Origin of the sequence: Gelidibacter pelagius (assembly GCF_017581925.1) — a bacterium.
Classification (GTDB): Bacteria; Bacteroidota; Bacteroidia; order Flavobacteriales; family Flavobacteriaceae; genus Gelidibacter; species Gelidibacter pelagius.
On record NZ_JAGEVG010000026.1, the window covers coordinates 38,299 to 51,855 of the forward strand.

At 37.5% G+C, this 13,557-nt stretch carries 12 protein-coding genes; 8 read left to right on the forward strand and 4 right to left on the reverse strand.

From position 1 onward, the window contains the following. Window positions 1-9: 9 nt before the first annotated feature. Together apaG and J4051_RS17155 are read right to left on the reverse strand one after the other, a co-directional pair. Entirely contained in the window at window positions 10-396 is a 387-nt protein-coding gene (apaG, locus tag J4051_RS17150; RefSeq protein ID WP_208235108.1) for a Co2+/Mg2+ efflux protein ApaG, read from the reverse strand. Between the two features lie 192 nt (window positions 397-588). Beyond that, window positions 589-1,839, reverse strand: a complete 1,251-nt coding sequence (locus J4051_RS17155) for a type IX secretion system plug protein (RefSeq protein ID WP_208235109.1) — start codon at window positions 1,837-1,839, stop codon at window positions 589-591. Window positions 1,840-2,017: 178 nt separating this feature from the next. Between J4051_RS17155 and J4051_RS17160 the strand changes: the two genes are divergently transcribed. The 6 genes from J4051_RS17160 to nqrF all read left to right on the forward strand — a co-directional run bounded on the left by J4051_RS17160 (window position 2,018) and on the right by nqrF (window position 8,146). Continuing rightward, entirely contained in the window at window positions 2,018-3,373 is a 1,356-nt protein-coding gene (locus tag J4051_RS17160) for a Na(+)-translocating NADH-quinone reductase subunit A (protein WP_208235110.1), read from the forward strand. A 10-nt stretch (window positions 3,374-3,383) separates the two neighbouring features. Continuing rightward, a complete protein-coding gene (locus J4051_RS17165) occupies window positions 3,384-4,610 on the forward strand; it encodes an NADH:ubiquinone reductase (Na(+)-transporting) subunit B (RefSeq protein ID WP_208235111.1) in 1,227 nt (408 codons plus the stop codon). 3 nt (window positions 4,611-4,613) lie between these two features. Continuing rightward, the gene (locus tag J4051_RS17170) at window positions 4,614-5,363 is read left to right on the forward strand and encodes a Na(+)-translocating NADH-quinone reductase subunit C (protein WP_208235112.1); all 750 of its coding nucleotides are present in this window, start codon (window positions 4,614-4,616) and stop codon (window positions 5,361-5,363) included. 6 nt (window positions 5,364-5,369) lie between these two features. After that, window positions 5,370-6,014: an NADH:ubiquinone reductase (Na(+)-transporting) subunit D gene (locus J4051_RS17175; RefSeq protein ID WP_208235113.1), complete on the forward strand. Its 645-nt coding sequence runs from the start codon at window positions 5,370-5,372 to the stop codon at window positions 6,012-6,014. Window positions 6,015-6,098: 84 nt separating this feature from the next. Next, complete coding sequence (gene nqrE, locus J4051_RS17180) at window positions 6,099-6,830, forward strand: NADH:ubiquinone reductase (Na(+)-transporting) subunit E (protein ID WP_208235114.1); 732 nt, start codon at window positions 6,099-6,101, stop codon at window positions 6,828-6,830. A gap of 8 nt (window positions 6,831-6,838) precedes the next feature. Continuing rightward, a complete protein-coding gene (gene nqrF, locus J4051_RS17185) occupies window positions 6,839-8,146 on the forward strand; it encodes an NADH:ubiquinone reductase (Na(+)-transporting) subunit F (RefSeq protein ID WP_208235115.1) in 1,308 nt (435 codons plus the stop codon). 180 nt (window positions 8,147-8,326) lie between these two features. Here nqrF and J4051_RS17190 read toward each other — a convergent pair whose 3' ends face one another. Further along, window positions 8,327-9,049, reverse strand: a complete 723-nt coding sequence (locus J4051_RS17190; RefSeq protein ID WP_208235119.1) for a YggS family pyridoxal phosphate-dependent enzyme — start codon at window positions 9,047-9,049, stop codon at window positions 8,327-8,329. Window position 9,050: 1 nt separating this feature from the next. Continuing rightward, the gene (locus tag J4051_RS17195; protein WP_208235116.1) at window positions 9,051-10,097 is read right to left on the reverse strand and encodes an AAA family ATPase; all 1,047 of its coding nucleotides are present in this window, start codon (window positions 10,095-10,097) and stop codon (window positions 9,051-9,053) included. Window positions 10,098-10,532: 435 nt separating this feature from the next. On the opposite strand from J4051_RS17195, the gene J4051_RS17200 reads away from it, so the two are divergent. After that, window positions 10,533-12,308: an OmpA family protein gene (locus J4051_RS17200; protein WP_208235117.1), complete on the forward strand. Its 1,776-nt coding sequence runs from the start codon at window positions 10,533-10,535 to the stop codon at window positions 12,306-12,308. Window positions 12,309-12,511: 203 nt separating this feature from the next. Continuing rightward, window positions 12,512-13,435: a hypothetical protein gene (locus J4051_RS17205; RefSeq protein WP_208235118.1), complete on the forward strand. Its 924-nt coding sequence runs from the start codon at window positions 12,512-12,514 to the stop codon at window positions 13,433-13,435. Window positions 13,436-13,557 lie beyond the last annotated feature (122 nt).

A 13,557-nucleotide genomic window follows, 5' to 3' on the forward strand; every position in this document is an offset into this window, starting at 1 on the left:
TGATCTGGTTTAATTCAATGCAAAAGGAGCACTCAATTTAAACGACGGAATGTACACCTTGAATTTATTGGTGTTTGTAAAATTGACCATATTGTAATGTCCTTGCATCGCGCCAAATGGTGATGACAGCAAACATCCTGAAGTATATGTATGCGACTCTCCTGGTTTTAAGACAGGCTTTTTGCCGATGACACCTTCACCTTCAATGATTTCAATATTATTTAGAGCATCATAAATTTTCCAATGGCGAGAGTTTAATTGCACAGCACCTTTGCTCTGGTTTTCGATGGTTATTTTATATCCGAAAGCGAAATGGACTTTATAGTTTTTATAAAAAGTACCCTCAAAAGTGGTCTGTACGCTTATCTTAATGCCACTTGTAACTTGCTGGACCATAATATTAGAATGTTTAGATTAATGCTAAAATAGCACAATTTAAAAGACTTTAATAATTTATTTGATTCAAGATTTGACGCAATCCCTATTTTGGCTATGATTTAGTCGTAAAAAATAGGTTATAACTTTGAATATTAGTTGGGCAGAGGCTCTTTGAATAACCTTAAGTTGCCCATTTTAATGAACAGAAACTTAATTCGAAATATTGACAGAAGACCCTTCGCCCATGCCAATTAATCTGTCATAACGCGCACCCAAATCCCTATAATATACCAATACCTTGTAATTGTTTTCGGTTTGGTAGAAGTCACCGCTAATTGCACCTTCGTTTAATATGCCGTTTTTATCCGTGATCACATACTTGTAATTGTAAAACCCTTGTTTTAAACGAAAAGCACATTCATATAGCCCAGTTTCTGCATTAAATCGAAGTTCGTTATCTGGTTCAAGAGCGTAATTGTTGAAATTTCCATAGACATAAATTGAGCTGCCATCTGTCAGTTCTGGATATTGTAATGCAAAATGGATCATGGTGTAATCGGCTTCAATGGAAACGTCATTCGCATCTATAGCGGTGATCAAAAAATTACCATTGATGTCTGGGTTGTAGGTATAAAGTTGATTCGCTCTTGCGGTATTGACAAAAAGATAATTGTGATAAATCTCTTTTAAATCAATAAACTGCACCCCAACATTGGCAGCTCGAACATCTTTGTTTTCGAAATAGAGATATTCGTTGCCACCAAAAAAACTGGTTTCTGAAGTGTATTTGTAGATCAACTGATTCCCTAATGTGTATTGTGGCTTTACGTTTGAAATTGCCGTATTGAGGTTGTTGTTTTGGATGATCAAGCTTTTGACATTTTCCAAGGGGTTGTTGAAGTTTATATTTCTGCTATTGATAACAATGTCCACCGATTGTTTTTTATCGATATCCTTGACATCTCTTGAGCGCTTGATGGCCACGCCAACATTGACAAGGTCTTCATATATCATGAATTTCCTTGAGAACACCAATTCATCATCGTCATTGAATATGCTCATGAGGTAATTGCCCGTTACCAATAAACCTCTGGTCTGTTCATTGGGAATTCGAAGCATATAATGCGAATAAATTTGATAGGTATTGAATGAATTTTTATAGTCCTGGATGCGTTGGTTGTCAAAGCCTCTCAAGTACTCCGATTTCACTAAATTGGATGGGGTCCAGTCATAATTAAAATGCTCAATCACATAATAAAAATCTGGTTCAGTTCCGGTAAGCGCATCAAACTCCAGGAGCAACGGTTCCCCTAATTTCAAGATGGGCAATTGGCTTTCATTGGTATTGCCTTTAAATCCGATTGTTTTAATATAGCTGGGCGGACTGACTTCTTCAATTTGCGAAAATGCAAAAGCCGTAAATAAAAATAGTAGGAGAAAATGTTTAAAGTGTGAAGTCATCTACATGCAGTTTGAAGGGTAAAGATAAACAAAAATTATACCGCATGATTTACGCAATCGTTAACGTATAAATTTTATAACAATAATTATGTAATCTGCATAAATAATTCGTAAATTTGCACCGATTTTTACTGTGTAAAATCACATCATTGTAACTATTAACCAATAGACTTATAATATGTCAAACGACATTAAGATTAAAAAAGGTCTCGACATCAAACTTAAGGGTGAAGCTGAAAAAACTACCGAAAAGGCGGTTGTAAGCAACTTTTATACGTTAAGACCAGACGACTTCCACGCTGTTACTCCAAGGTTGATTTATAAAGAAGGTGCAAAGGTGAAAGCTGGAGAGCCTATCTTTCATGACAAAACCAATGAGGCGGTGAAATTTGTATCCCCAGTTTCAGGAGAGATCATTGAGATTGAACGAGGGGCGAAAAGACGCATTGTTGGTATTAAAATTCAAGCAGATAAAGAACAGACCTACCAAGATTATGGAAAGTTGGATGTTAATGCTGTAGATGCTGACATTATAAAAGCGCATTTGATGGCCTCTGGCTGTTGGACGTTTATCAAACAACGTCCTTATGACATTATCGCAAAAGCTGACCAATCGCCTAAAGCAATTTTTATTTCTGGATATGACAGTGCGCCTTTGGCTGCTGATCTTGACTATGTGCTTCAGGGCAAAGAAGCCGAATTGCAAGCTGCTATTACTGCATTAGGTAAATTAACTGACGGCAAAGTGCACGTGAGTGTTGGTGCAAAATCAAATTCGCCTTTAGCTGGACTTTCCGGAGTCACCTTACATAAAGTATCAGGACCACACCCTTGTGGCAACGTAGGTACACAAATCAATAAAATCGATCCAGTCAATAAAGGAGAAACCGTTTGGACCATTAATCCACAAGATTTAGTGATCATTGGAGAGCTATTGCTTACCGGTAAGTTCAATGCTGAGCGCATTGTTGCGCTTGTTGGATCTTCAGTTAAAAAGCCACGTTACTTTAAGACTAAAATAGCAAGCGAAGTAGCTACCATGGTTTATGACAATGGCGTTGACCAAAACGGAAACGATCGTATCATTTCCGGCAATGTGTTAAGTGGAAAACAGATTGGCCCTGATGGCTATTTGGGTTATTACAGTAACCTCATCACAATTATTCCTGAAGGTGATGATTATGAGTTTTTTGGTTGGAACAAGCCCATTTTTGATAAAATCTCTAATTCTAGAGCTTTAACTTTTTCGTGGCTGACTCCAAATAAAACTTATGACTTAGATACCAATATGAATGGTGAACACCGAAACTTTGTGCTTACTGGCAATTACGAGGAGGTTTTTCCATTAGATATATATCCAATGCAAATCCTGAAATCATGTTTGTATGAAGATTTGGACGAAATGGAGGCTTTGGGAATGTATGAAGTAGCTCCAGAAGATTTTGCCTTAACAGAATTTATTTGTGTGTCTAAACAACCACATCAGCAAATTATTAGAGCAGGCTTGGATTTAATGATAGAAGAAATCGGTTAATATAGAGACAATGGGTTTAAAACAGAACTTACATAATTTAAGAGAAAAATATAAAGGGACTAAAATGGCACCTGCCTTTAATGCCTTGCATACTTTTCTATATACACCTAACTATACCGCACAAGGTGGAACGCACATTAAAGTAGCAGACGATTTAAAGCGTACCATGAATACGGTCATTATGGCTTTAATTCCGTGTTTGATTTTCGGAATGTTTAATGCTGGGTATCAGCATTATTTAGCTGTAGGAGAAATTCAAGCAGTAACAAACGGATTTTTCAGCAGTGAATTTTGGAACTTGCAAAACTTTATATTGGGCTTTTGGAAAATTCTACCTTTAGTAATCATCTCTTATGGTGTTGGATTAGGGATTGAATTTTTATTTGCCGTTATAAAAGGTCATGAAGTTGAAGAAGGTTATTTGGTGACGGGAATGCTCGTTCCTTTAATTGTACCAATTGATATTCCTTGGTGGATGTTAATTGTTGCTGTAGCTTTTGGTGTCGTTATCGGTAAAGAAGTATTTGGTGGTACAGGAATGAATATTCTTAACCCCGCTTTGACCATTAGGGCTTTTTTATTCTTTGCTTATCCTACATGGATGAGTGGTGATAAAGTATGGGTCCACGGCGCAGTGGAAAGGACTAAGGAAATTGCAAACGGCTCAACTGCCGATGCCATTTCTGGTGAAACCATTTTGGGGAGTTTGGCGCAATCGCATCCTGTTGATTATTCCGTAATGGATATGTTTTATGGATTTATCCCAGGTTCGGTTGGTGAAACATCAACCCTTTTAATTCTCTTGGGCGGTTTATTCCTCATCTTTACTAAGATAGGTAGCTGGAGAATTATGGTAAGTGCCGTTCTTGGTGCTTTGGTCATGGGATATATTTTTAACGTGGTTGTTGATGCAGGATGGATTACCGAAACCAGTAAGTTTTATGGATTAATGAGTACGGAGTTCTGGCATCATTTGATCATTGGTGGAATGGCATTCGGTATTGTATATATGGCAACGGACCCAGTCACGGGTTCTCAAACCAATAAAGGAAAGTGGATTTACGGTTTCTTAATTGGGTTTATATCCATTATGATTCGCGTATTTAACCCAGCTTATCCGGAAGGAGTGATGTTAGCTATATTGTTAATGAATGTATTTGCACCAACTATAGATCACTATGTAGTTCAGGGCAATGTGAAGAAGAGATTAAAACGAGGAAAATTAAAAACAGCTTAAATTATGGCGATCGATACAGATAAAAATAGTTATACCGTTATTTTCGCAATTGTGATGGTTTTGGTAGTCGGTTCTATTCTTGCAGGACTTGCTCAAGGCTTAAAACCATTGGTAAAAGCGAATGAGCGTTTTGAAAAGCAGCAAAACATATTGTACGCCATGGGCATTAATGCCAATGAAGGACCAAGTGATGTTGAGTTTATTTCTACAGATAAAGTAGAGGATGTGTTTAATAGCACCATTACAAAGCAATATATAATTGAAGGAGATAAAGTTACCGAGGATTCTGAAGCCTATTTGCTTGATGTGAAAAAGGAAGAAGCTCTGGCCAAAGACCCAAATTATGTGCGTAAATTACCCCTGTTTGAAGGAGTGAAAGATGGTAACCCTATTTATGTTATTCCTATTAGAGGAAAGGGATTATGGGATGCTATCTGGGGATTTGTAGCTGTAGATAAAGAGATGGTTGTTCAAGGTGTGTTTTTTGATCATGCTGGGGAAACACCTGGTTTAGGTAGTGAAATTAAACAACGTTATTTTATGGATGATTTTGAAGGAGAACATCTCTTCAATGAATCCGGTGCTTTTGAGGGAATAACTGTTGCCAAAGGTAATGCAGATCCTAAAAATGAAAGAAAAACTGACAATGCTGTAGATGCAATTGCAGGAGCCACCATTACAGGAGACGGAGTTACCGCGATGATTAAAAAGGATTTGAGAATGTACGTGCCTTATTTCAAGACATTAAAATAAAATTGTATGAGACTTTTATCAAAAAAAGATAGTAAACTAATCATGGATCCCTTGGCGGATAACAATCCAATTACCATTCAGGTTTTGGGAATTTGTTCTGCCTTGGCAATTACAGCACAGCTAAAACCATCTATAGTAATGGCTGTTTCTGTGATATTTGTTATGGGAGCAGGTAACGTGGTCATTTCATTGATGCGAAATATCATTCCTTCAAAAATTAGAATTATAGTACAACTGGTTGTCGTTGCAACCTTGGTAATTATTGTTGACCAGGTGTTAAAAGCTTATGCTTATAGTTTAAGTAAAGAGCTCTCCGTTTTCATCGGATTAATTATTACCAACTGTATCATTATGGGACGTTTTGAAGCCTTTGCTTTGGCAAACGGTCCTTGGAGATCCTTTTTAGATGGTATTGGAAACGCTTTAGGTTATGGAGTTATCCTTATTATTGTCGGCTTTTTTAGAGAGCTCTTGGGATCAGGGACATTGTTTGGCTTTAAAGTACTTGGAGACTCGGTAGAGAAAACGGGATTGTACGCTATTGGATACGAAAACAACGGTTTTATGGTATTGCCTCCAATGGCATTGATTGTGGTAGGAATTATCATTTGGGTACAACGTAGTAGAAACAAAGAATTAATAGAAGACTAATTTAAATAGTCTGCAGTAAGCAGTCATCAGTAAGCAGTCAAGTGCTACTGAAGACTGTGGACTGAGGACTGAAGACTATAAAAAATGGAACATTTAGAGTTATTTTTTAAATCGATATTTGTAGACAACATGGTTTTTGCATACTTCTTGGGTATGTGTTCTTACTTGGCGGTGTCTAAAAAAGTAGCGACTGCCGTTGGACTTGGTGCAGCGGTAATATTTGTATTGGCAATTACGGTGCCTTTAAACTGGTTGTTGGATCAGTACCTACTACAAGAAGGCGCTTTGAGTTGGTTGGGGCCAGAATATGCTGATTATGACTTAAGCTTCTTATCCTTTATTATGTTTATTGCGACCATCGCAACAATGGTGCAACTCGTTGAAATTATTGTAGAGAAGTTTTCACCGGGATTGTATAATTCATTAGGTATCTTTTTACCATTGATTGCTGTAAACTGTGCAATTTTGGGAGGTTCGTTATTTATGCAATCTCGTGAAATTGAAACTTTAGGTTTAGCACTTAATTACGGAATAGGCTCAGGAATAGGTTGGTTTTTAGCTATTATTGCCATTGCTGCCATTAGAGAAAAAATAAGATATAGTAATGTACCTGCACCGCTGAGAGGTTTAGGGATTACATTTATAATTACAGGTTTAATGGCAATTGGCTTTATGAGTTTTGGTGGTATGCTTACTGGGGGTGATGAAGTGGCAGAGGATAATGTACAAACCGTAGATGGCATGGTTACAGCCCAAAAGGAACATAAGATTACTGATCTTGTGATAGAAGAAATAAACGATACGGATAATAAATAATTAAGATTATGATATTAGCAGCAAGCACATTAGGAACAGTCATTGCTACGGTTGTCGCGTTTTTAGTGGTTACCTTATTATTGGTAACACTTTTACTTGTAGTGAAGCAAAAACTGTCTCCATCAGGTCCGGTAACGCTCACCATTAATGGTGAACGAAAGATAGAAGTAAGTTCAGGAAGCACCTTGTTAAATACGTTATCAGCTCAGAAAATATTCTTACCATCCGCTTGTGGTGGTGGTGGAACGTGTATTCAGTGTGAGTGCCACGTGCTTTCAGGCGGAGGCGAAGCCTTACCTACCGAGACACCTCACTTCAGTAGAAGAGAGATTCAAGAAGGCATACGCTTATCTTGTCAGGTAAGGGTAAAACAGGATATGGAAATTACCATTCCTGAAGAAATATTTGGTGTCAAGAAATGGGAAGCTACAGTTGTTAGAAATTATAACGTGGCGTCATTTATTAAGGAGTTTGTTGTTGAAGTTCCAGAAGATATGGGCTATAAGGCCGGTGGTTATATTCAAATTGAAATTCCAGAGTGTGAAATTAAGTTTGAGGATATGGATATCACTGCGCATCCGGAAGAGCATGAAACACCAGATAAATTTCAGGCAGAATGGGACAAATTTAAGCTTTGGCCTTTAGTGATGAAAAATGACGAAATTGTAGAGCGTGCTTATTCCATGGCTTCTTATCCTGCAGAAGGACGAGAAATTATGCTGAACGTTCGTATTGCAACACCGCCATTTGATCGTGCTAAAAACGGTTGGATGGATGTCAATCCAGGTATTGCATCATCTTATATATTTGCTCAGAAACCTGGTGATAAAGTTATTATTTCTGGACCTTTCGGAGAATTCTTCATCAATGAGTCGGACAGTGAAATGTTGTATGTTGGAGGTGGAGCTGGAATGGCGCCAATGCGTTCTCACTTGTATCAACTCTTCAAAACTTTAAAAACAGGCCGTAAAGTATCATATTGGTATGGTGGTCGTTCTAAGCGTGAATTATTCTATATTGAACACTTCCGTGCTTTAGAGCGTGATTTCCCTAACTTTAAGTTCTATATGGCATTATCAGAACCAATGGAAGAGGATAATTGGAAAGTAAAGGAAAATATTGACGCTCCAGGAGATGGTTTCGTCGGATTTATCCATAATTGTGTGATTGATCACTATTTGAATCATCATGACGCTCCAGAAGATATCGAATTGTATTTCTGTGGTCCACCATTGATGAACCAAGCGGTTCAAAAGATGGGCGAGGATTTCGGAATTCCTGATGAGAGTATCAGATTTGACGACTTTGGCGGATAACCAATCCCTGAGAAATCAGGAATCTTAAATCGTAAAATAAATTTCTGCCCCGGTAGAAAACTAAAAACCCAGTACTTTTGTATTGGGTTTTTTTCGTTCTAAAAACATTTATATAAATTCATTCCAACTTTTGATTCTTTATTCTAAAAGCGAAGCGGTCTTGGTTCTAAATTATAAAACCTATTTACCTTCATTCCAGTAATAACTATCCGGATGTTCACGTTTCCCAAATACAGCGGTGCCAACCCTGACCATCGTTGCACCTTCTTCAATGGCAATTTCCAAGTCTCCACTCATTCCCATCGATAATTCATTCACGGAAATATCTTTATCAAGGAGTTGTTTTTGTATGTTTTTTAATAGTTTGAAGCACTTCCGAACCTGCTCATCTTCTGCAGAAAATAGACCAATCGTCATCAGTCCTTTGATGTTGATCCGGTCAAACTGCTGGACTTCCAAAGCGAATTTCACGGCATTTTCAGGAACCATTCCAAATTTGCTATCTTCATAAGACGTATTGAATTGTAAATAGGCATCCATCGTTCTATCTTCATATTCCAACCTGTTTTGTAATTTCTCTGCCAATCTGAGCCGATCTAAGGACTGAATACAGTCGACATCATATCTTATCAATTCCTTGACTTTATTGGTTTGGAGATGGCCTATAAAGTGTTTTTGGTGGACGAAGGGCTTTAGGCTTTCATACTTTTCTTTAATCTCTTGAATCTTGTTTTCACCAATTAAGGTTTGATGTTTGCTAAAAGCAATTTTAATATTTTCTGCTGAGACGGTTTTTGTGGCCAATAGCAATTTTACGTCATCAGGATTTCGGTTGGCGTTTTTACAAGCGTTTTCAATTCTACCAAGGATAGTTGCGATATTGTTCTGAATCGTGGTTTCCATATTAAAATGCATTACTTTCAACATAAACCCAGACTTCTACACCAGCGTCGGTGGTTGCCAAAATTCTGTTGGAATTTGGAGCTGCCATTTTATCTGTCTCTACAAGTTCTTCACCAGTGATTTCAAACACCATTCCTTTTAATGTATCGCTCTTTTCTTTAGATTTTATGGCAATTTGAGGCGTGGTTGTATGACTATGCTCAGTCATAGAAACATCATTAATTGTTGAATCTTTTAATGTATATCCAGATAAAGCGCCATCTATTCCTTCGAGCTTTCTGCCATAATGTTGAATCTGTAAATCTGGCGACCTTAATGTGTCATAAGAAAATAACAAGTGTTTTTTCTGCTTTTCAAATCGGATGACATTGGCTTTAATTTGTTGGTGGATGCTATCTTTTGCCTCTGCGTAAGATATGCCGTAGCTTCTTTTTATGGTATTGAGATTTTTAGGAAAACCTGATAATATACTATCGTAATATTTGTTGAGATCTTCTTTAGTAGGTAATGTGTACCCTAATCTGATCTGAAACCGTCTTAATAAGGCAGTATCGATAATTCCTAAATGGTTCGTAGCACAAATCAATAAGGCGTTATCTGGCAAATTATCTATGAGCTGAAGTAGGGTATTCACCAAACGCTTCATTTCCCCAGAATCTTTTTCATCATAATCTCTTAGTTTACCGATAAAATCGAATTCATCTATAAATAAAATTGCATCATCATTCGATGCTTTTTTGAAGAGCTCAGATAAATTTTTTGCTGTTTCTCCTAATTTTGACGATACAAATCCGCTTAAATTAATGGCAATCACCTTTTTGTTTAAGGCCTGTCCTATGGCGTAGGCAGTAGCAGTTTTTCCACATCCGGTATGGCCATATAGTAAGATTTTATTGTCAACAGGAATATTCAGGCTGTTGAGCGCATTGATATAGGTGAATTCTTCCAATAACTGATTGATGCGCGCCCTGATGTCTTCATTGAGATGAAGCTGGTCAAGTGGGATGACCTTGTGTTTTGGGTTCAAATAGGTGCTGTGATGTGCCATAGGATAGATCTTCTGAGGATTATAATTTCTGTTTTAAGTGAACAAATGGGATTAATAGCGCCAAATAATAAAACCATATATGCATTTTATTCCCACCAGCGGTTTAATACCATAGGTTCTTGATTAAAACGCTCAAATTTACTCAAATAGCACGACTTTCCTTATTGAAAACTCTTGCATTTTACATCTATTCAGTCGGACTTCATATCATGTCGATATAATGAGATGTTTAAAATGGTTCATTACAATTGGCCTTTATGGCACACTCCATCTTAGCAGATCTAGAGTCGTTTATATCAAAAATTTAGTTCCATATACTCTATGAACTACAAGGGGGCTTGACATAAATACACAAAATTTTTCCAAATATGGGGTAACAAATTTGAGGCAGTCTTTATATAAGTGTAAGTAACATAATTAAAAACACTTTTTAAGATGAAGAATTTAATAAAATTATTAGGAATGTTAGTTGTGTTTGCGAGCACATTCTCAACTATGGCCCAAGAAGAGCCTTTAGATCGAAATTATTTTCAGCTGAGCCCAAGAGTTGGTTATGATTTTCCTACTTATAACAACAATACGCCCCATATAGATTATAAAGGCGGGATGGACTTAGGTCTATCTTTAGATTATTACTGGAATTGGTTTGGAGTAGGTGCAGATGTGGACTACATAAAAAACAAACCGAAAAGCACCTATCCAACTGCTGATCTTTATGAAGCCGATTGGATGACACCGATCGATTCCTTTGATTTAACTGAAGATAAGATTACACGTTTTTTCTATGGAATTGGTCCAAACTTCCAATTTAGAAATAAAATGGGAACGTTTACAGCTGAGCTTAATACGCGTTTTGGACTCGCTTCAATAAAAGGAGGTCGGACCTATCTGGAAGGCAGTTCAGCCACTCCCAATACCTATCCATTAAATTTCCACGCAGGCTATGACGATTCACAAGTGCTCACGGCTAAGGGACAGTTACGCTTTACCTATCTCTTGAATAAAAATTGGGGCATCAATGCCGGAGCCTACTATATGAGGCACTTCAATGTTGAAGAATTGAGTGAATCTGGAGTATCGGCAATGTACCAGCCTTTTACCTCTTACTCGGAAAATGTTGACAGGCCAATGATTTTGTTGGATGGAGAACCAACGTTCCGTGAAGAGCCATGCGATTGTGATATATCTTCAGTGGGATTATTTGCTGGCATCACCTATAAGTTCACAAAAAGCAAAAAAGAAAATACCTGTCCTGTTTGTGAAGAAGATCATTTTCCACATTGCTGTGCAACTTGCGGGTGTGGTGTGACCGTGACGGCTAAAGACAAGTTTACGGGAGAAATACTTCCAGATACTGACGTTGTTCTAACCGATCTTAACGGAAACATTGTACAAAGTGGAACGACAAACTCCTATGGTGTCGTGGTTTTTAATGAGGTGGTTGAAGGTGACTATATCATTAAAGGTAAACTCTATAATGTCAGTTTAGAAGAAGAGAGCATCACAAAAGATGAGTTCAAAAACTGTCAGAAGGAAAGCTCAGGAATTCAAAAAGTTATTCTTTATGGTGATAAAAACTTTATACTAAAAGGAAATGTAGTCGAGTGTAATAGTGATGAAGGCATACAGAGTGTTGATATTTTGCTTAAAGACAACATCAACCCAGGAGAGAAGCACACCTTGTCCGATGTTGACGGCAATTTTATGTTCCATCTCAAACAAGCTTCCAATTACACATTAAACGGTAAAAAGCAAGGTTACTATTCTAATGATGTCGAGATTTTAACAAGCTCATATAATAGAGATAACACTCTGTTTATAGATTTTGAAATGTGTGTGGATCCTTGTGGAAAAGCAATAAAGTTAGACAATATTAATTTTAATTTGGACAAAGCTGACATCTTGCCTGAAGCCATTGCAGATCTCCAACGCATAGTAAAACTCATGCAGGATAATCCAAATATTCAAGTAGAAATGTCATCTCATACCGACAGCCAAGGTTCGGATGAGTATAACAGAAAACTATCACAACGTCGTGCAGATGCAACCGTTGACTATATCGTCAATCAAGGGATTTCTAAAAGTCGCTTAATTGCAAGAGGTGCAGGTGAAAGTGAACTCAAGAATACCAAGTGTGGCAATAATGTCCCGTGTTCAGATGATGAGCATCGCATCAACCGCAGAACAGAATTTAAAGTCGTATGCTTTTAATACCATTTGATTTAGTCTGCTATTAATCAATTACCCAATCAAGGCAGTCGTTAGTTGCTGCCTTGATTTATTTTCCAACAGTAGGTTTTAATACCCCGAGGTTTGCCTCGATCGAAAAGACAATTCATTATTCATACCTCATGGGCTTGCCTGCCCGTGCCAGTCGGACGGGTTCTGAGGTTCTTGATTTCAAAACGAAAAACATGAAAACAATATATAAAACAAACCAAACCCAAACACATAAGATGAGTTCTAACCTTTTAAAGCTGATGTTCTTAGTCTTTGTTTTCCTACAATTTTCTTGTAGTAATGATGATTTATGCGAATACAACCAAATTCTGGATTGCCAAGACCTACAATTTAACATTGGCGATGCCTGCGATTCCAATGGCGATGGTGATGCTGATGGCACTGTAAATGATGTGTGTGAGTGCATCCCAAAATACCCAATCATCAGCTCTTGTCCTGGATTTATACAAAATGGAGATTTTGAAATTGTAACCGGAGATCCCAATGCTGTTGTAGATCAGGATATAGATTTGGCCACGCATTGGAAACCGTTATGGCAATCGGGTAGCCTTGCCGATTTGTTCAACGACACAACAACTAATTACGGAGCCGGTTGTTTTGTAGGCCCGACACCAACGTCTGGCGTTTTTGCCGGCATGTGGATTGAAAACACAACCAATCCTGCAGGTAATGCCACCTATAGAGAAGGGATGTTTAATGAACTGACCACCTCAATACATCAAAATACAGGAGTATATAATTTGTCTTTTGATTACGCCAATATGAGCGAAAATTGCGCAAGTTCTCGAGATGTGAAGATTGGGATTTATGGGGTCTATCACCCGACTTCAGACCCTTTGCCAGCAAATCCAACAGGAATTGCCACACCTTCCAACATCGATTTGTTTGGTGTTTCAAATACGGTGTTTTTAGGAGAAATAGTCGTTACGTCAAGTACAACAAATGCTTGGATGACTACAAGTATTTCTATTGACACAAGCACATTGACATTTCCTGCTAATGGAATCAATCATATCATGGTGACAAACTCGCACCTTCCATTTGCCGATTATGGGAAAATGTTTTTAGGCTTTGATAATTTTTGTTTAATTAATTAGTTATCAAACCTTTCAGTCCCGATAGCTATCGCATGAGCGTCAACCTAATTTTTAAAAAAGAGCACTAATTATATTTTAAAATACTGATTGTCAGAAGAGTATTTATCTTTACATAAATTAAT